The 18,374-nt window shown below is 63.3% G+C and carries 16 protein-coding genes; 5 read left to right on the top strand and 11 right to left on the bottom strand.

The window, feature by feature from the left end:
• The first annotated feature begins 30 nt into the window (after window positions 1-30).
• The 4 genes from F4Z81_11770 (at window position 31) to F4Z81_11755 (ending at window position 3,342) form a co-directional block, all read left to right on the top strand.
• Complete coding sequence (locus tag F4Z81_11770) at window positions 31-798, top strand: methyltransferase domain-containing protein (GenBank protein MXW05733.1); 768 nt, start codon at window positions 31-33, stop codon at window positions 796-798.
• A 3-nt stretch (window positions 799-801) separates the two neighbouring features.
• Complete coding sequence (gene mqnB / locus F4Z81_11765) at window positions 802-1,587, top strand: futalosine hydrolase (protein MXW05732.1); 786 nt, start codon at window positions 802-804, stop codon at window positions 1,585-1,587.
• A gap of 76 nt (window positions 1,588-1,663) precedes the next feature.
• Window positions 1,664-2,491 carry a 1,4-dihydroxy-6-naphthoate synthase gene (locus F4Z81_11760; protein ID MXW05731.1) on the top strand — a complete coding sequence of 276 codons (828 nt, stop codon included), beginning with the start codon at window positions 1,664-1,666 and terminating at the stop codon, window positions 2,489-2,491.
• Window positions 2,492-2,520: 29 nt separating this feature from the next.
• Complete coding sequence (locus F4Z81_11755; protein ID MXW05730.1) at window positions 2,521-3,342, top strand: M55 family metallopeptidase; 822 nt, start codon at window positions 2,521-2,523, stop codon at window positions 3,340-3,342.
• Between the two features lie 2 nt (window positions 3,343-3,344).
• Here the strand turns inward: F4Z81_11755 and F4Z81_11750 are convergent, their stop codons facing one another.
• The 3 genes from F4Z81_11750 to F4Z81_11740 are packed head-to-tail and all read right to left on the bottom strand — an operon-like array spanning window position 3,345 to window position 7,640.
• Complete coding sequence (locus tag F4Z81_11750) at window positions 3,345-4,163, bottom strand: sugar phosphate isomerase/epimerase (GenBank protein MXW05729.1); 819 nt, start codon at window positions 4,161-4,163, stop codon at window positions 3,345-3,347.
• A 17-nt stretch (window positions 4,164-4,180) separates the two neighbouring features.
• On the bottom strand, window positions 4,181-6,226 hold the full coding sequence (locus tag F4Z81_11745; GenBank protein MXW05728.1) for a hypothetical protein: 2,046 nt from the start codon (window positions 6,224-6,226) through the stop codon (window positions 4,181-4,183).
• Between the two features lie 7 nt (window positions 6,227-6,233).
• Complete coding sequence (locus tag F4Z81_11740; GenBank protein MXW05727.1) at window positions 6,234-7,640, bottom strand: transporter; 1,407 nt, start codon at window positions 7,638-7,640, stop codon at window positions 6,234-6,236.
• Window positions 7,641-7,725: 85 nt separating this feature from the next.
• Between F4Z81_11740 and F4Z81_11735 the strand changes: the two genes are divergently transcribed.
• A complete protein-coding gene (locus F4Z81_11735; protein MXW05726.1) occupies window positions 7,726-8,523 on the top strand; it encodes a sugar phosphate isomerase/epimerase in 798 nt (265 codons plus the stop codon).
• Between the two features lie 22 nt (window positions 8,524-8,545).
• On the opposite strand, the gene F4Z81_11730 is transcribed toward F4Z81_11735, so the two are convergent.
• From F4Z81_11730 to F4Z81_11695, 8 genes are all read right to left on the bottom strand, one after another.
• Window positions 8,546-9,562 carry a Gfo/Idh/MocA family oxidoreductase gene (locus tag F4Z81_11730; GenBank protein MXW05725.1) on the bottom strand — a complete coding sequence of 339 codons (1,017 nt, stop codon included), beginning with the start codon at window positions 9,560-9,562 and terminating at the stop codon, window positions 8,546-8,548.
• Between the two features lie 29 nt (window positions 9,563-9,591).
• Entirely contained in the window at window positions 9,592-10,989 is a 1,398-nt protein-coding gene (locus F4Z81_11725) for an amidohydrolase family protein (protein MXW05724.1), read from the bottom strand.
• Between the two features lie 39 nt (window positions 10,990-11,028).
• Complete coding sequence (locus tag F4Z81_11720; GenBank protein MXW05723.1) at window positions 11,029-14,013, bottom strand: amidohydrolase family protein; 2,985 nt, start codon at window positions 14,011-14,013, stop codon at window positions 11,029-11,031.
• Window positions 14,014-14,085: 72 nt separating this feature from the next.
• Complete coding sequence (locus tag F4Z81_11715; protein ID MXW05722.1) at window positions 14,086-14,301, bottom strand: hypothetical protein; 216 nt, start codon at window positions 14,299-14,301, stop codon at window positions 14,086-14,088.
• 21 nt (window positions 14,302-14,322) lie between these two features.
• Complete coding sequence (locus tag F4Z81_11710) at window positions 14,323-14,610, bottom strand: hypothetical protein (protein MXW05721.1); 288 nt, start codon at window positions 14,608-14,610, stop codon at window positions 14,323-14,325.
• A 79-nt stretch (window positions 14,611-14,689) separates the two neighbouring features.
• On the bottom strand, window positions 14,690-15,697 hold the full coding sequence (locus F4Z81_11705; protein ID MXW05720.1) for a hypothetical protein: 1,008 nt from the start codon (window positions 15,695-15,697) through the stop codon (window positions 14,690-14,692).
• Window positions 15,698-15,705: 8 nt separating this feature from the next.
• On the bottom strand, window positions 15,706-16,098 hold the full coding sequence (locus F4Z81_11700; protein MXW05719.1) for a hypothetical protein: 393 nt from the start codon (window positions 16,096-16,098) through the stop codon (window positions 15,706-15,708).
• Between the two features lie 51 nt (window positions 16,099-16,149).
• Entirely contained in the window at window positions 16,150-18,363 is a 2,214-nt protein-coding gene (locus F4Z81_11695) for a TonB-dependent receptor (protein MXW05718.1), read from the bottom strand.
• Window positions 18,364-18,374: the final 11 nt, after the last annotated feature.

The following is an 18,374-nucleotide window of genomic DNA, read 5'->3' as shown; positions in this document are numbered from 1 at the left end:
GCGGCGGACCAGGCACGGATACGCGCACGTATGCCATCCGGTACGGAAGAGATCCTGAATGAACGAACGCTTTCTTCCTCGCACCGGCGGCTTGACGAGCTGCTTCGACCCGGGATGCGTGTGCTGGACGTCGGGTGCGGAACCGGGGCGATTACGCGGGGCATTGACGAGAAAAACGATTCTGGCGTCACCGTAGGGCTTGATATCGACATAGACCTGATCCGCCAGGCCGTCGACGCAAGCCCTTGCGGCCCCGGTTTCGTCGCAGCCGATATACTCCATATGCCGTTCTATCGCACATTCGACCTGGTCAGTGCGGCCCGGGTGATCCAGTGGCATTCCGCTCCCAGGCGGGCGATCGCATCCTGTGTAAGTGCCATTGCACCGGGCGGCCGGTTTCTTGCGCTGGACTACAACCATGAGAAGATCGTGTGGAATCCGCGGCCACCCACGAGCATGAAGGCGTTTTATGAAGCGTTCCTGGCCTGGCGTTCCGATGCCGGCATGGATAACGCGATTGCCGACAATATCGCGCCTGCATTGGAGCGGCTGGGACTCGTTGACATCCGGGAAACCGCGCAGCATGAATACGCCGACAGCCATGACGGCGACGGTAAATCCCGGCTGGGTATCTGGTCGGCGGTTGCCGCGACCCGTGGGTTTCAATTGGTTCAGGACGGGTATTTGACCGAATCGCAGCGAGCGGCCGCGGAAGCAGACTACCTGGAGTGGATTGATTCCAACGCCGTTTCACAAACCCTCTACCTGCTGGCCGTCGAGGGCCGGGTACAGAGGTGAGCCATGAATCTGGACTATCTACTCATCACCGCGACGAAAATGGAACAGGAACGGGTCCAGGCACGGATGGAGATTTCCGAAACGGACGATCCCCTGGTCCGGCCCTGGCACCTGGGCTCGTTGTGCGGGAAGCCGGTGCTCCTGATCGAGGGCGGCGTGGGCCAGGTCAATACGGCCGTGGCCCTGACTCTTGCGCTGACGCGCCATGACCCCGCCGCGATCCTCCAATTCGGCGTGGGCGGCGCGTACGTGCGGTCCGGTCTCGAAGTGGGTGACCTCGCCATTGCCACGGAGGAATACTACGGCGATACCGGCGTCCTGACCCCGGAAGGCTGGATGGACCTGGAGGGAATGGGATTTCCCATGCTTCCCGTCCGGACCGGCGCCCAGGAGCAGGCCGGGCAGGCAGGGCAGACGCCGGGAAAGCCCCTGTACAACCGGATACCGCTCGACGTACCGCGTACCGAACGCATCAGCCGGTGCCTTGAAGGCCGGCTGGAAGGCCGATCGTCGCACCAGGTCGCCACCGGTCCGTTCGTCACCGTGCAGCAGTGCAGCGGCGTCCAGGCGGCCGGCGATACGCTGGCCGCCCGTTACGGCGGGATTTGCGAGAACATGGAAGGAGCGGCCGCGGCCCACGTAGCCAAAGCTAACGACATCCCCTTCGTGGAAATACGCGGAATCAGCAACCGGGTGGTCGACCGGGACCTGTCGCAGTGGGACCTGCCCCTGGCGATCCGTCGCTGTCAGCGAGCGGTCGAATTGATCGTGGAAAGCGGGGTCTGCTGATGCGGCACACGGCCCTGGTGCCTCCATTTTCTGGTAGTCTACACTACATTGGTCCCGCACGCCCCCGGGTATCGCCATGACCGCCCTTTCTCTCGGTTACTCGCCCTGTCCCAACGACACCTTCATCTTCTGCGCCTTGATCCAGGGGCGGATTCCCGATGCGCCGAGGTGCCGGGAAGTGCTGGAGGATATCGAAACGCTGAATATCCTGGCCCTGAAGCGTGAACTGGACCTGACCAAGATCTCCTTTCACGCCCTCGGCCATCTGCGGGAAGACTACGTCCTGCTCCGGTCCGGCGGGGCCCTGGGCAGGGGTTGCGGCCCCCTTGTGGTCGCGCGGGAACCGCTGCGGCCGGAACAACTGTGGGACAAGAAAATCGCCCTGCCCGGGCAGTTGACCACGGCGGCGCTGCTGCTGAGGCTCTTCGATCCCGGCCTGGAACGCCTGATCTACCTGCCATTCGACCAGATCATGCCGGCCTGCCAGCGCGGCGAAGTCGACGCCGGGGTGATTATTCACGAAAGCCGGTTCACCTTCGTCGAACACGGTCTATCCCAGGTGATCGACCTCGGTGCGTGGTGGGAGGAGGAAACAGGGCATCCGATTCCGCTGGGCGGTATCCTTGCGCGGCGGGACCTGGGCGGCGCCATGCACGAACGGCTCAACCGGTCTATACGATCGAGCATCGAATACGCATACGTTCATCCTGATGAAGTGAAGCCTTATATCCGCCGTCATGCCCAGGAAATGGATGAATCGGTCATGCAGCAGCACATCGACCTTTACGTGAACCAGTACTCGCTCCAGTACGGCGAAGACGGAGAAGCGGCGATTCGGGACCTGTTCGAACGGGCCGAACGAGCGGGAATCGTCCTTTCATCGAAGCATTCCCTGTTCGAGTAACGGCCACACTCAGCACGGAGAGGAATCAAATGCGCATACTGATCATGACGGACATGGAAGGCGTCAGCGGCATCGTGGCCTGGGACCAGGTCACGGGCGGGAAGCCCATGTATGAGGAAGGCCGGCGGCTGTATACGGAGGAGATCAACGCCGCTGTACGGGGCGCCCGGGCCGCCGACGCGAAGGAGATCGTGGTGGTGGACTGCCACGGCGCGGGCGGCGACTGGACCTTCAATTCGCTGGTGCCGGAGTTGCTCGATCCAGGATGCGAGTGGGTGGCCAAGCATCCCTGGTCGCGTTATACGGAGATGTTCGAGACTGGCTGCGACGCCGCGGTTTTCGTCGGCATGCATGCCCGGGCGAACACGCCGGACGGCGTGATGTGCCATACGATCTCGACGACGGGCTGGCGCAGCCTGCGGTTCAACGACGACGAGGTGGGCGAAGTCGGCATCAACGCCGCCCTCTGCGGGCACTACGGCTGTCCCGTGCTGCTGGTCACCGGTGACGAGGCCGTATGCCGGGAGTCCCGGGAACTGCTGGGAGAAGACCTGCCGGTCGTGGCCGTGAAACGGGGCCTGTCCAGGTACTCGGCCCGGCAGATACCCCCGGTCCGCGCGCGGCGGATGATCGAGGAAGGCACGCGGCAGGCGCTGCAGGACCTGCCGGACAGGCCGACCATCGAACCCTACGTGCCGGCGGCGCCCACGAAGATCACCATCGAACTCGACACCGTTGACAACGCGGCGCATTACAAGGGCCGGACGGGAGTTTCTTTTCCCGACGACCTGACCGTCGTCAGCATCGGCCGGGACTGGATGGAGGCCTGGAACCAGATCTGGCACTGGTAGGCCTACACCTGTTCCATCAGGTTCCGGACGAACCGCAGATCCGACCGGGCCAGATCGACGACTGTGTCCACGGGTTCTCCCCCGTATTCACTGTGCATGCTGACGGGTCCGTCGAACCCCTGGGCCTTCAGCGTGGACAGCACTGTCTTCCAGTCCCCGAAACCCGTGCCCAGCCGCACCACGTCGACTTCCCACCTACGTTCGCCGTCGTGGACCCGCTGCACCCGTGCGAGGTCCTTGAAGGACATGACCGACAGGTACGCCCGGACGATGTCGAGGGCCATGTCGATCGGCTCTCCGCAGATGGACAGGTGCCCCACGTCCGCGAACACGCCGACGTGGCGGGGGTCGAATCCCTGCACGACGTGCATGACGGCGGACGAGTTCAGGCCCATGGAGTGGCCCGAGTGGTTGTGCACGACGGTCTTGACGCCAGTTTTCTCGGATAGGCGGTGAAATCCCTCCAGCTCCTTCCGCGCACGGTCCAGTTCCGTCCAGTAGTCCGACCCCGGCGACCAGTGCCAGTACCCCAACTTGATGTGTTTTACGCCGTTCTCCCCGCAGGCCTGGTAGTATCTCTCCGCGTAATCCAGCGTGGCCGTGGTGAAATCTCCCGGCGCGGTCACGAGCGGGATCGAAAGCCCTTCTTCCGAAAGCACCCGCGCGGCTTCCGGCAGGGCCCGGTCGATATTCCCTGGATTCACCGGATATCCGTCGCGCACGCACAGGTCGGCGCCGGAAACGCCCACGCTGTTCAGTTTCTGCGCGATTTCCGCCAGCGTCAGACCCTCGAGGTGCTTGGTGAACATGATGAACTGCATGCGTTAAATCCCCTTTCTCAGTAGGACTCCCAGCGATGAGGCCGGTCCGGGAACCAGGCCAGGTCAACTCCCATGGCAATCAACTGCCAGAAGAGATAGGCGAGCAATATGCCAATAAACAACTTTCGAACCTTCTGGTAAAGCGTCGGGCCGCCGATACGGAACACGATAGCCTGTACCAGCCAGGCCAGGAAGATGGTCAGGAAGGCGTTCCGTACCGGGGCGGACATGACGACCACCATGCCGATGGGATGGAGCGGCCACCACGGTAGGAGAACCCGCCCGGCCAGGAGCACGATCATGATCACGACCCCGCTGCCGAAAAACAGGATTTCGAGGTCGCTGATCTGCGTGGCGTTGTTGACCCAGGTCACGATCAGGTCGTAGAACCGGATGCCCCGGTCCGTGCCGAGGTCGGTCCGCAGGTTCTGGGCGCCGAAGGTGTTCCCGGCGTAAATCACGTAGCCGATGGAGGTCACGGCACTCAGGCAGAACGCGAGCGCCACGCCGGCGAAGAGGTGCCCGGAAGCGATCCCGCTTCCGGGACCCCGCGCATCCGGCAATGGATCGGCCGGGGTTTGCCGGTGCTGGCGCCACCGGGACTTGAGCCAGGCTACGTGGGACGTGCCGATCATGGTGAAGGTGCGCCAGTTGCGCGCGAACCCATTGGCCATGCCCAGGGCCGTGAGGTCGCCGCGGCCGATCTGCGCGGACCCCACGATGGCGATGGAGAACTGGTGGCTGTTGATGGGCAGGTCGAGCGTCACCACGCCCGTTTCCGCCACGACGCGGGCCAGGGCGATGTAGAAGATGAAGAGCAGGATGATGAAAAGCGCCATGATCGGAAGGGACAAGCCGGCGGCGTACAGCCAGCAGATGATGAAAAGTAGTCCTAACAGGAAACCGAAGACCGCCGTGCGGTAGGAGAACAGCTCTTCCGCGTCGTCCAGTTCGCTTTGCCGGCCCAGGGCGTGGCGCCACACGGCCCCGAGATGCCGGCGGGCCATCCAAAGGCCGAAGAGGACGAAAGTAACCAGGCCGGCAATGGACTGAATGCCGGCCAGGCCGCCGTGGATGATGGTACCGGTGGTGGATCCGACACCGAGCAGGTTGAGCGATCCCTCCTGGAGCATGTAGAAGATGAGAAACAGCCACATGCTGAGCAGCACGTCCCGGTTGACGAAGATCAGCAGGCAGAAGACGAACACGTTCATACGGAAGATGAGCCCGGGAAAGGCGGGATCGAGGGAAAGTACCCGGGAGTGTACGGCCATGATCGGGACCGGTGGCCATACACCCCAGAAAGAAACGATGTTCCAGATCATGACCAGGGACATGGCCGCGGCACCGGTCTGGATCCAGCGTTTGCCGCCCTCGCCGATGCCACTGCTCTCCTCTCTGCCGCCCTCGCCGATGCCACCGCCCTTCCCTCTGCCGCCACCCAGCGAGATCAGGTGCAGGCCCACTTCGCCCAGCGGGAACTGAAGCCGTTCGTGTTCGACCCACTGCTTGCGAAGCATGACGACGATGCACGCACCTACGAAAAGCAGGATCAGGATGAAGGATCCCCACCAGAAAAGGGGAGACAGCCAAGCGCCCCAGGGAATCGACTGGCCGGACTGAAGTCCTTCGTAGAAAACCCGTGCCGCAGCCCGATCGCTGAGGACCAGCCATTCGGGCAGATAGGGAAAGAAGATGGTCTCCCAGCTGTTTTCCGGCGAGGCGAAGTAGAACGGCGCGGTGATCACGACGAGCAGGTATTTCGTCATGGCCTGGTCGGGTACCGTGGAAGCGATCCATCCCATGGCGAAAACCATGATCAATTCGTAGAACGAGAGCGCCGACGCGGGACGGATCCGCGCGACCAGGGCATTGGGCAGCAGCACGCAGAAGAGAAAGGGAACGAGGAACACCGGGGGAAGGTGGGTCGCCGCCGGTTCGTAGCCGATCTGGTTGGCGGAGTATTCCCCCGTGAAACCGATGAATATCGAAAGCGCGGCTCCGATGAGGACCGCCCTGATGGACCGGATGCGCTGGAGGAAGGCCGATGCGATCGATGTCATTAATCGGTCAGGACCATACGGTCAGCCCCATGACGAGGTATACGACGCCGGTCAACACGGCGGCGATCATCGCATAGGGGATCTGGGTCCTGACGTGATCGATATGATCCGATGCCGCGCCGGTCGAAGCGAGAATCGAGGTATCGGAAAGCGGAGAGCAGTGGTCGCCGAAGACCCCGCCGCCGGCCACGGCCGCAATGGTCGCGTATACGATGTCGGTCAGCGCGTCCCCGGAATAAACCAGGGCCACGGGCACCGCGATCGGCAGCATGATGGCGAAGGTGCCCCAGGACGTGCCGGTGGAAAAGGCCATCACGGCCGCCAGCAGGTAGGTGGCCAGGGGGAGCATGGACGGGGTGAGGAAATCCCTCGAAATGGACACCATGTAGTCGGCCGTACCCATGTCTCTGCTCAACTGGTTGATCGTGTAGGCAAAAACCAGGATCATGATGGCCGGCATGATCCCCTTGATGCCCGTCATCGCCGTGTCCATGATGTCGTTCAGCCGAATGCCCTGGATGCGGATCGATATGCCGAGGAAGATGACGACGGCGAGATAGGCCTCCAGCGTCTTCGCGGATCCCGTGAGCACAAAGGAACCCAGTACGATGACGATGATCAGGATGACGGGCAGGATGAAGTTCAGGAACAGGCGGGGTTTGATATCCGGAAACACGGGGGTCTCGGTCAGTTCCCGGCCGATGAGCGGGACCGCGCCGTCTCTCAGCACCTTGCCTTCGTCCATGGCCCGGCGTTCCGCTTTCCTCATGGGGCCGAACTCCGGGACCACGCCGGCGGCGATCAACCCGACCAGAATGACCGCCGTAATGGCGTAGATATTGTAGGGAATGGAGTGAATGAACGCGTTCAGCGCATCGCCGGCATCGGCGATGGGGCCCATGCCGATGGTGAGTCCCGAGATGTAGATCGCCCAGCCCGTGAAGGGCAGGAGGACAATGACCGGGGCGGAGGTGGAGTCTGCGATATAGGCCAGTTTCTCCCGGGATATCCGCGCCTTGTCGGCCAGGCTCCGCATCGTGGTCCCGACGAAGAGCGGGCTGAAATAGTCGCTGAAGAAAACGAACATGCCCAGCATCCAGGTCCAGAGCTGTACGCCCTTGCGCGACAGCTTTCGGTACGCCACGAACTGCGTGAAAGCCTCGATGGCGCCGGTGCGCATGAAGAAGGCGATCATGATCCCGATGCAGATCTCGAGCAGGAACACCCAGGAGAAACTGGTATTCCCGATCGCGTCGATCATCAACTGCGAAAACCCCAGGGGGCCCTGGCCCGCGATCAGTACGCCCACCAGGCAGGCCACCGCCAGGGAATACACGGCGTTCCGCGTGAGGAAGGCCAGTACGATGGCAAGGGCCGGCGGCACGATGGAAAGGATGCCGAGGTCGGTTTCCATGGGGGTTCCCGGATTCGAGATAGGATCGGATCTCAACTAAGAAACATCTATCGGGCGCTACAGGCAACAACCTATATTGTGCTTCATGAATCATCTCAGTTTCATGCTGATCGATCCGCCGTCCCGATGGGGTGGGAGCATAGACGACACCTTCCGTTTCATACGTTCCATCGGATATGACGGCGTGGAATTGAACCTTACCCCGGAACTGGCCGGCCTGCTGGACCATGTCGAGGACGCCGCCCGCGCCCATGATCTGCCGGTCGTTTCGCTGCTCACCGGCGCGGCCTACGAGGAGGGCCTCTGTCTCAGCGCCCCGGACCCGTCCATTCGCGACCGAACGGTCGAGCGCCTTGTGGAGTATATCGAAACCGCAGATCGGTTCGGCGCCATCCTGGTGGTGGGCCTGTTGCAGGGCTTGCGCTCCGACGAACCGGATCCGGAGGCCGCCCATGGGCGGATTGTCTCCTGCCTGCAACGGGTGGGGCGGGAAGCCGAGGGCAGGGGGGTCGACATCGTGATCGAACCGGTAAACCACCTCCAGGTGGGGTTCAACAACAGCGTCGGGGAAGTCCTGCGCCTGATCCGGGACACCGGATCCACCGCATTCCATCCCATGGTCGACACCATCCACATGAATATCGAGGAGACCTCTCTCGTACAGCCCATCCACGACTGCGGCGCCCGTCTCAGGCACGTTCATCTCTGCGAGAGCCACGGCGGACTGCCGGGTACCGGCCGCATCGACTTCGCGGTCGTCCTCGATGCCCTGGAAGGCGTCGGGTATCCCCATTTCGCTTCAGTGAAGGTCTACAGGAAGGCCGGACTGCGCGAAGCGGCGGAGAAGAGCATGGCCTTCTTAAGGGAACTGAAGCCGGGCTAGCGCGCCGCGCCGGTGGGACGGCTCAAGGCCACTCCGGCTTTTGCGGCCGGCCGGTGCGGACGGATTCGAGCCCGGCCTCGCAGACGGCCACGACGCGGGCGCCCATGCGGGCGGGAATCGGGTTTTCGATGCGCCCGTCGAGCGTGTCCAGGAAATCGATGACGGAACGGCCCCAACCGTGACCGCCCACGGCGGCCTCGTCCGAGACGTTGGGCAGTGTCACGGGTTCCTCTCCCCTGCGGTATAGCTTTCCGTTCCAGAGCGTTCCTTCGGTGCCGTACACGGCCAGCATGCCTCCGCCCATGCCGTGTCCGGAGCAGCCGCTGGACACAAAGACCTTACCGAGCACCTCGTTTTCAAACTTCAGCATGACGATATAGCAGTCGTCCGCGGGAAACTCGGGCACGCTCATCTTGCTGCTGCAGGCGAAGACCTCCACGACGGGCGAGTCGACCGTGGAAAGGATGTTGTCGATGGGATGGCAGCCGCCGCCCAGCAGGATGTTCTGTGGGTGCTGCCGGTCGATCCGCCACGGCGTGTGTCTGCGCTCGCCGGGCTCGTAGATGGACCACATGTCGTGGATGTAGTCGCCCTGTACGAAGAAAATGTCGCCGATTTCTCCTGAACGGGCAATGCGGGACATCTCTCGCCAGGGATACATGTACCGGATGGTGTGATCCGTCATCACGGTCAGGCCGGTCCGGTCGGCGGCGTCCATGATGCGCCGGGCGTCGGCCACGGTCGTGGCCAGCGGCTTCTCCACCAGGGCGTGAGCGCCGAGCTCCAGGGCCAGGACCGTCTGGTCGGCGTGCAGGTGGTCCGGTCCGGCCACGGCGACGATGTCCGGCCGCGTATCCTCGATCAGCGATCCGAGATCGTCGCCGGTAACCGCATCGGGGTAGCGCGACCGGGTAGCCGCGAGCTGCTCCCCGGATGGGTCGAATAGGGCGGTCACCCGCGCGCGCCCGCTTTGCTCGGCCACCTGGGCCACGTACATTCCCGCGCTGCCGCAACCGCTCAGGAGAATGGAATAGGACATGTCGTGGTGCTGGATTCAGCGACCGGATCTCACTTCACCTGCTCCAGTCGTTCCCGATACTTGTCGTACAGGTCCGTATGCTTGCTGCTGATATCGACCGGCCGGCCCTGGATGAAGGCATGTTCCACCTGGGTCATGATTTCGAGCGGATCCCCGTCGGTCACGATCAGTGTGGCGTCCTTGCCCGTCTCCAGGGAACCGAGCCGGTCCTCCACCCCGAGAATGCGTGCAGGGTAAAGGGTGACGGACTTCAGCGCCTCTTCCTTCGGGAGGCCGTAGGCCGCCGCGGTGGCAGCGTGGTATGGGAGGTTCCGCACGTTTGAGGCGCCCCCGCCCTCACCGATACAGAAGGCCAGGCCGGCCTCATGCAGCTTCAGGGCGTTGGTAAACGGCGCGTCGTAGGCCTCCCAACGACGGGCGGGCAGGTAATGCACGGCGCCGATGATCACGGGGATATCGTGCTCCTTCAAACGGTCCGCCACACGCCAGACGTCAGCGCCGCCGACCAGGACGATCCTTAGATCCTCGGCCAGCGCCCAGTCGATCGCGGCGTGGATCTGCTTTTCTTCAGACGCGTGTATGAAAACGGGCAGTTCCTTCCTGAGCACCGGGATCATGGACTCCCAGCCGAGGTCTGAGGGATGGAAAGGCCCGCCGCCGCGCTCGGCCTCCTTCGCAATCATGTACGCCCTGGCTTCACGAAAGGCGTCGCGAAGCCGGGTAAGGGCCGCTCTGCGATCCTTGATCTGGTCCTCCCGGCCGCCCAGGCCGGGAATGTCGCGAACGCGGTAGGATGGCCATCGAACGTGAAGCCCTACTGTCGCTACAAGGGTCATTCCCTCGGTGGTCCATCCATCCATCGCGATCAGCCCGGAAAGACCGGAGATCAGTCCCCCGCCCGGCATGGTCAGGGCGGTCAGGATCCCGTTGGCCCGGGCGACCGGGAAGTATTCACTGTCGGGATTCACGGCGGTCACCGCACGGACGCTGGGGGTCACGTTCCCGGTTTCGATATTGTCATGGGTCGCCCACACCGAGCCGATCTCGGTGAGGCCAAGGGTCGTCGGCGCAGCGATCAGGCCGGGATACACATGTTTTCCCGTAACATCGATCACCCGGGTGTTGTCAGGCAGGGCCAGGTCGGTCCCGATGCCGGTAATGACGCCGGACTCGAAAAGCACCGTGGCGCCCTCGATGACGCCGCCGCTTACCGTGTGGACCGTCCCGCCGGCCAGCGCGATGGGTTGTTCCTGCGGGCCGGCGGGTTTCTGCTTGGACGCCGACGCTTCGTGGACCAGGAGTCCGAAGGTGAGTCCCGATACAAGCAAAAGAAACATCAACGGAGCCGCGGTTTGCTTCCACCACGTACCGGCGGCGGTTTTCGCCGACGGGTCCGTCCCCAGTGATACACGGGGTAATGCTACCATTTCCAGCCTCCATTCGCCGGGATACCGGCTTGTACGGGCCTACGCCTCCGGCGCTCGTTCTTCGGTCTCGGACTCGTCTGCTTCCGGTGATCTGAGCAGTTTCTGAATCAGCCGGATCCGTTCTTTTTCAACTTCGATCCGCATTTCCCGGTCCTCTTCGATATCGAAGTACTTCTTTCCATCGATCCACGTCTGTTCGCACTTCGTATAAGTGGACAGGGGATGGCCGTTCCAGATCACGAAGTCTGCGTCCTTGCCCGGCTCGAGCGATCCGACCCAGGGATCGACGGCCAGTTGGATCGCCGCGTTCAATGTGACAAACTTCAGGGCCTCCACCTCGTCTACCCCGCCGTACTTCACCGCCTTGGCAGCTTCCGTGTTCAAACGCCGGGCGAGTTCGTTGCTGTCGGAGTTAAAGGTGACCATCACGCCCGCGTCGTGCATCAACGCCCCGTTGTGGGGAATGGCGTCGTAGGCTTCCACTTTGAAGGCCCACCAGTCACTGAAAGCGGATGCGCCCGCGCCGTGGGCGGCCAGCTCCGGCGCGACCTTGTATCCCTCCAGCACGTGCTGAAAGGTACCGATCGTGAACCCGAAGTCATCGGCCACTCGAAGGAGCATCAGGATCTCGTCCTGCCGATAGGAGTGGCAGTGGACGAGGCGCTCACCGGTGAGGACTTCCTGAAGCGTTTCCAGTTCGAGATCCCGGCGGGGCGGCACGACGTCGGAATTGTCCACTAACGCTTCGTAACTGTCCCACGCCTGCTGGTATTCCCGGGCCGCCCGGAACCGGTCGCGGATGATCTGCTCGACCCCCATGCGGCTCTGCGGATAGCGGTCGCTAAGGATGCGCCAGTTGCTGCGCTTGACGTTCTCACCCAGGGCGAACTTGATCCCCGCCTTGGCCTCCGTGAACTTGAGTTCCTCGGGACCGGCGCCCCATCTCAGCTTGATGATCTGGTTCTTCCCACCAATGGGATTGGCCGAACCGTGTAGCACATTGGCCACCGTGAGTCCTCCGGCCAGTTCCCGGTACATGGCGATATCGTGGCTGTCGATGACGTCGCCGATGCCCACCTCGGCGGTCACGGCCTGTGTTCCTTCGTTAATACCCTCCAGGATAGCCGTGTGCGAATGGGCGTCGATGATACCGGGCGTGACGTGCTTGCCCGTCCCGTCGATCTCTACGGCGTTTCCCGGCGCTGTGATGCCCGCGCCGACTTCCACGATCTTACCTTCACGGATCAACACATCCGCGTTATCCAGCCTGCCCCGCTCGTCAAGCGTCCACACCGTGGCGTTCCGGACGACGAGATGTTCCGGTCGTGCCGGTGCGCTTTCCCTGCCGAAGGCGCCCGGAGGGTACAGCGCTGGAGGTTCAGCCACATCGGCCGGCGCGGGTATGTCCTTCGTTTCCGCTTCCCGCGGTGCGGTGCGTTCGGCCGACCAGACCACGCTTTCGCCACCGGGGCGGATCCCCCGGCCGGTGATCCGGTCTCCCTGGATCGAACCCGAGAAACGCCATACGCCGGCTTCTCCCAGCGTCTCGTCCTCCACGCTGAATGCGAGTCGTGCGTCTTCCAACGCCATGCTGGCCGCCCTCATGGAGTTCCCGGCCTTGTCCAGGGTCCCTTTCGGCGCCTCCGGTGTGCCTTCGATGGACAGCGACAGGCTGTCACCTTCCAGGACGACTACCCACGCGCCCCGGGGATCGGTAACCGGCCGGGGGGTGACCACGTGGCGGTTGCCCGCGACCCAGACGTCCTGCACGTTTACGTTCTCCGCGAATAGCGGGCCGTCGGCAATGGTCATGTTGGCCAGCTTACCGGGATCCAGGGTTCCGAGGCGGCTACTCAGTCCGAGCATGGACGCGGGCGTTGTGGTCAATGCGGCCAGCGCCGCTTCATATTCCAACCCGTGCTCGATCGTCTCACGTACCCTTTCGTGGAATTCGGCGCCCTTGTCCAACCTCGTACTGCTTAGCGCGATGGGGATCCCGGCCCGGTGCAGCCGTCCGGGATTCCCGGGCGCCAGGTCCCAGTGCCGCAGTGCGGCCAGGGTGACGTCCAGGGCGTCTTCCGGCGTGGAGACAGAGAGATCGTCCGACCGGGGAAAATCGAGAGGCAGGATGACAGGCGCACCTGCTTCGCGGACCGCGTCCAGCATGCGATATTCATGGCCGCTGCCCCGCACGAGGAGCCGCAATCCAAATTCATCGGCCAGGCGGACGGCGCGCAGGAAGGCATGGTCGTCATCGACACTCATGAGCACGGCCTGGCCGCGGGCGGCCACCCTGTCCAATGCCGCCAGCGCGTCGTTGTCCTCCGGACGGTCCTGGCGGGGATTCGCGGCGTAGGCCGCGTGGGCGTCCCGGTACCACTGCGCGTCGAGGATCGTCTGCCGCATGAGGGCCACGACCCCCATCATGGAAGCCGGATAAGTGCGGTTCCGGTTTCGTTTCATGCGCAGGTGCTGAAAGACGTCGCGCTTCAGTATGTTCTCGTTCGGGGATCCGGAACCCAGGTTGACGACCGCACTGCTGCCCGCAAATACGCCGCGGTTGGCCACGACCATGGCAGCCGCGAATCCCGTATTCCTCAACCGTTCGATTTCGGTCTCATTGACGCGGTACGCTTCGGCGGCGGAATGTTCCGGGCGGACGGCGGGGTTCCAGTGGGCGGACCCCGAGGACGGACCCCCTTCCTCTTCCGGCAGTCCGGCCTGCGTGAACATCTCGATCAACCCGGGATAAATCGTCTGGCCGGAGTAGTCCCAACGCTGGGCATCCGGCGGGATGTCGACGGAGGCGCCCGCTTCGACGATCAGCCCGTCCCGAATGACCACGACCCCTTTATCGATCACGAGATCGGGACGGACGTATATCCGGGCGTTTTCAAGGGCGTGTACCCGCGAGGGGTTTTCCCGCAATCCCGCCTGCGGTGCCGTCTGCTGGGCCTCCGCGGCGAGGTTGACGATCCCGGCCAGCAGCGCGGCCGGGATCAGTTTCCAACTTGATTTAAACATGGTTCACCTCCTGAAACCACGAACTTTATCGTAATTGAAACCGATTGTTACACCGGTACTTACATGAATTACCTACTTCAACAGTTCAACGACTTTGTCCACCGCCTGGCCGACCCGGTCGGCGAGTCCGATTTCATCGAGCCGGCCAATGGGATGATCGATTTCAACGATCGGATAGTCACCGCGTCCGAGTTGCTCCGCCAGCACGCGGGCGGTGTGCGTGAAGTTGGTCGTACACAGCAGTACGGACGGTAATTCGAGATTCTCCAGGATGAGGGCATCGTGCATGCTGCACGCGCTGCAGGAGCCTCAGTCGCCGACGCCCACGAGGGCAAAATGGCAGCGCCTCGCGATGAGACCGGTCATCTCGTCGGACAGCACCCGGCTGGCGCTTTCCTTGGTGAACTCGAGCGCTTCCACGGGATGGTACAGGCGTTTGCTCAACTGCTCGAAGACGCCGTGCAGGATGACATCGGAATTGGGCTTTCCATTACCCACCAGTGCGGCTATGGTGTGCCCGGGACCGAGCGGACGACGGGCCGGCCGAAGGACCGCTTCGGCGGCGGAGGCCGTGGGATCGACGAGGGATATGGGCATATTCCATGCTCCGGTAGCCTGTGGGGTGAAAACGGATCGGCGGCTTGAATTCGGTCGATAAACGGTCGTTGTACGGTAGTTACGATATGGAAACCAGGCGCGTCACAGGCCGCGATCCGACTCCCCTGCCTGCTCCCAGCCAGGAGGGGATGATGGCGGAGTGTCCGCCCGCCGAACCTCCTGCGAAGACGATCCAGATGCCTTCCCGGTCCGGCGTCAGCGTAATGCGTTCGTCGGGATCCAGGTCGTCGTGCCGGCCCGTTGCGTGGATCTCGCGTCCTGCGGCCGCCGTGCGTTCGAACAGCGCGTCCCGGATCGTATCGCGCGTCCACCCGGCCCCGCCGAAGACCGACCGGTGTTCCGGGCAGATGACGAAAACGATGGCGGCGCCGGCGTAGTTGGTCGTGCGGGCGACGCGCGCGAACGAGTCGATCAGGCCTTCGGGTACGTCGTTTACGTGGTCGGCCACGGAATGGGGGCCTTCGGCGGCAAATACCGTTACGGCGCCGCGGTCCGCGGGAACACCCCGTTCTTCGCCCTGGGTCGGCCAGCCGGCGCAACGCGCTTCCGGCAGGCAGTACGCGATGCGTCCGGCATGGGCTACCGTCGCCCGGTCCAGGTCCCCGGGCACGCTGCCGATACCGTTCCGGATCACCAGGTTCAGAGCCCTGCCCAGCGTCAGATTGGACCGGTTGCCCGCACCGAGTACCGCAGTTTCCGCATTGAAACCCAGTTCGGCCACGACAGGGCCGTGTACGATGACCAGCGGTGCGGCGCCCCCCGTACTGGCCGAGGGGCCGACAATGTTGTATGCCGGGTCCAGGACGGCTTCCACCGCGGCCAGGACCACGGGGAAAAGCGCGTCGGTGCAACCGGCCATCACCGCGTTGGCCGCGACCAGTTCCGCGGTGACGGTTCGCTTTCGTTCGGACACCCGCCCGATTTCCCGGCCGGGCTCGAGTCCGTGCGCGGTCAGTATCCGGTCGATGCGATCGCGGGTGGGCGGCACGACGGGCAGACCATCCGACCAGCCCCGGTCATGGGCGTACTCGATGGCATCGATTTCTGATTCAACCTGGTGGGCCATCGGAACCGCTATCTGCCGTAGTAGTTTTCGAGATAGGTCAGGATGGTGTCTTCAGTCTTGCTGTCGAATGTCTTCAGGCCCTTCTCCGCCTGCATCCACCGGATAGCGTCCAGCCACTCCTCGCGGTTCGCCCGGTACGAGCGGATGATCTGGGTCGGATGGCACTGCGCGCATTCCCTTTCCACGACGGGGTAGCCGTCGCCCATGATCAGCCGGGTCCGGTGATTCAGTTCCAGTCCGGTCCGGGGATCGAACATCGCCACGGGCTTGGCCGCCTCGGCCCTGGCATTGGCCAGTGCGACTTTCGATCGCTCCGCTTCGTAGTAGATCACGCCGATCACGAGGGCATCGAGGACGATCACGAAGGCGATCTGGCCAAGGACGCGCATAAACCTATTCATGTGCGACTCCTGTGTCTTCATTGGGAACGGCTCATCCGGGCTGGCGGGATGTCATCTCGAACCCGCACCGATGGGAAGGCCGAGTCCCACATACCACGTCCGGCCCGCGGCCGGCTCGAAGAAACGGTCCCCGAAGGCGTTGGGGACGATGGAACCATTGTAACGCGTATCGAACAGGTTGTTGACTCCGGCGAACAGGACGCCGCCGACCATCTTTCCATGGTACATGATTCCCGCGCGCAAATCAACGAGGCCGTAACCATCGTTGACGAAGTCGGATACGGGCTTTCCGTTCCCCGGAGCGGGACCGTTGAAGTCGTTGGCGTAGTACTCCGCCGTCCATTGCGCATTCAACTCCACGAACGCGCCGTTCCCCGGATGTGTGTAGGTGAATCCGGCGAACAGGTGGTGGGGCGGCACGCCGGGCACTTCGTTGTCCGACAACTGGAAGCGCGAGGCGCTTCCATCGACCTCCCGCTCGACCTCGAAGTCGTCGAACCTGAATTGCATGCCCGTGTAGGCCAACGCCAGGTTGACCGGGGGCAGGGGAGACCAGGTCAGTTTCAGTTCGATGCCCCGGTTCCGCGTTTTGCCCGCGTTGCGGAAAAAGACCTCGTCCGTCTCCGGATGGTCGATCTGGAAGGGCAGGAGCATATTGCGTATACCGAAGGTGAAGAGGGCCGCGTCATAGGCCAACCCGGCATCGGGCAGGAATCCCTTAATGCCCGCCTCGAAGCCGCGGATTCGTTCGGGCTCGAGATCGGGGTTGAAACCACCGGCCTGGGTGGGCTGGTTGCTCAGTTCCGTGGTGGTCGGGGTCTGAAAAGCAGTGGAAAAATTTCCGTACACCGCCGTGAGCGGGGCAGGCCGGAAGGCCACGCCCAGGTGGGGACTGAACTGTGCCATGTTCCGCGTACCCGAATCGTCGGTCCGGTCACTCAGGAACCGGTCCGTCGCCTCGTACCGGAACCGGTCGTACCGCCCGCCGGCGGTGACGGAAACATCGGGAACGGGTGACCATTCAAGTTCCAGGAAGGGGCCGAAGCCATCGACGCCTTCCTCCTGGTCCAGCCGTTTGTCCCCGCGAGAGATTTCGTCGAAGACGCGGGCGTCGTCCAGCGTGCCCACGAGGTCTCCCGGAATGCCGCCGTTGCCGTATTCACGCCGATCGTCGCGCTGTATCTCCAGATCCAGTCCGGCCGTCATTCGGTAACCGCCGTTTCCGATCCCGCCCTCGCGGCTGTACACTCCCCGGATTCCACCGGCCATGCGGTCCAGGTCGATGATCCGGCCCGGTATGGGGTTGAACAGCGTGCGTCCCATGCCGAACACCGTGATCTCCCCCTCGGACCCGGGCGCCTCGTAACGAAGGGACAGGCCGCCCTGGAACTGTCTGACCTCCTTGGACGCGCCCTGCCGCTGGACGAAGGCCCTCGCGCTGGCAGGGTCCGATTCGGCGGTGGCCTTGTCGAGAGAGCTCGGGTTGTACTGGTAGGGGGCATTGTAGTAATTGGCTACTGCTGTGACGGTCCAGGTATCATCGATCCTCCGTTTGCCGACTGAGTTGATGCCGGTCGACCGTGCGAAGGCATGGTCGCGGAACCCGTCGAACCAGAGCGTATTGAAATTGACGAGTAAACGGCTGCCGCCCGCGGTGCCGGCCGCCTTGCCCTGTATGCGCCGCAGGCCATGGGAGCCGGTAATGAAACGGGGCGTGACTTCGAGTGGCCGGTCCGGGGCCTCTTCCGTGCGGATCTGGATGACGCCGCCTGCCGCGTTGCCGTAAAGCGAGGAACTGGGACCGCGCAGTACTTCGATCTGCCCCGTCGAGGTGAGATCGAGGTTGTTGAGCTGGGACTGGCCGTCGGCCATGGTCAGCGGAATGCCGTCCAGCACCAGCTTCACCCCGCGCACGCCGAAGGACGCCCGGCTGCCCAGGCCGCGGATGCTGATCCGGTCGCCCTGGGAAACGTTGTTCCGGTTGTTTACGATGATGCCCGGAAGTCCGCGGACGCTTTCCTCCAGGGACAGCCCCGGTTCGGCGCGCTGGATCTCGTCCCGGTCCACCCGGTCCACGGCATAAGGGATGTCGAGGATCTCCCGGATGTATCGGGTAGCGGTGACTTCAATGGGTTGGAGAACGTGATCTACGGTAACTTCGGTGGTGTCCGGAGTCGACTGCGGCCAGGCGTGGGCGGGTTGCGGATGCAGAAACAGATGCAGATACAGTAAAAGGACGCCGCAGGCTGGGAGAATCGTTTTCATCGAGTACCGAA

The sequence above is a fragment of the Gemmatimonadota bacterium genome (assembly GCA_009835325.1).
Lineage (GTDB): Bacteria > JAAXHH01 > JAAXHH01 > JAAXHH01 > JAAXHH01 > JAAXHH01.
This window is presented reverse-complemented; position numbering and strand designations above follow the sequence as displayed.

Excerpts from the sequence above, each read along its gene's own strand:
- F4Z81_11740 (MXW05727.1), bottom strand. The coding sequence starts at position 7,640 with ATGGAAACCGACCTCGGCATCCTTTCCATCGTGCCGCCGGCCCTTGCC.
- F4Z81_11745 (MXW05728.1), bottom strand. The coding sequence starts at position 6,226 with ATGACATCGATCGCATCGGCCTTCCTCCAGCGCATCCGGTCCATCAGG.
- F4Z81_11755 (MXW05730.1), top strand. The coding sequence starts at position 2,521 with ATGCGCATACTGATCATGACGGACATGGAAGGCGTCAGCGGCATCGTG.
- F4Z81_11700 (MXW05719.1), bottom strand. The coding sequence starts at position 16,098 with ATGAATAGGTTTATGCGCGTCCTTGGCCAGATCGCCTTCGTGATCGTC.
- F4Z81_11695 (MXW05718.1), bottom strand. The coding sequence starts at position 18,363 with ATGAAAACGATTCTCCCAGCCTGCGGCGTCCTTTTACTGTATCTGCAT.
- F4Z81_11760 (MXW05731.1), top strand. The coding sequence starts at position 1,664 with ATGACCGCCCTTTCTCTCGGTTACTCGCCCTGTCCCAACGACACCTTC.
- mqnB (MXW05732.1), top strand. The coding sequence starts at position 802 with ATGAATCTGGACTATCTACTCATCACCGCGACGAAAATGGAACAGGAA.
- F4Z81_11750 (MXW05729.1), bottom strand. The coding sequence starts at position 4,163 with ATGCAGTTCATCATGTTCACCAAGCACCTCGAGGGTCTGACGCTGGCG.
- F4Z81_11715 (MXW05722.1), bottom strand. The coding sequence starts at position 14,301 with ATGCACGATGCCCTCATCCTGGAGAATCTCGAATTACCGTCCGTACTG.
- F4Z81_11705 (MXW05720.1), bottom strand. The coding sequence starts at position 15,697 with ATGGCCCACCAGGTTGAATCAGAAATCGATGCCATCGAGTACGCCCAT.
- F4Z81_11725 (MXW05724.1), bottom strand. The coding sequence starts at position 10,989 with ATGGTAGCATTACCCCGTGTATCACTGGGGACGGACCCGTCGGCGAAA.
- F4Z81_11730 (MXW05725.1), bottom strand. The coding sequence starts at position 9,562 with ATGTCCTATTCCATTCTCCTGAGCGGTTGCGGCAGCGCGGGAATGTAC.
- F4Z81_11735 (MXW05726.1), top strand. The coding sequence starts at position 7,726 with ATGAATCATCTCAGTTTCATGCTGATCGATCCGCCGTCCCGATGGGGT.
- F4Z81_11720 (MXW05723.1), bottom strand. The coding sequence starts at position 14,013 with ATGTTTAAATCAAGTTGGAAACTGATCCCGGCCGCGCTGCTGGCCGGG.
- F4Z81_11770 (MXW05733.1), top strand. The coding sequence starts at position 31 with ATGCCATCCGGTACGGAAGAGATCCTGAATGAACGAACGCTTTCTTCC.
- F4Z81_11710 (MXW05721.1), bottom strand. The coding sequence starts at position 14,610 with ATGCCCATATCCCTCGTCGATCCCACGGCCTCCGCCGCCGAAGCGGTC.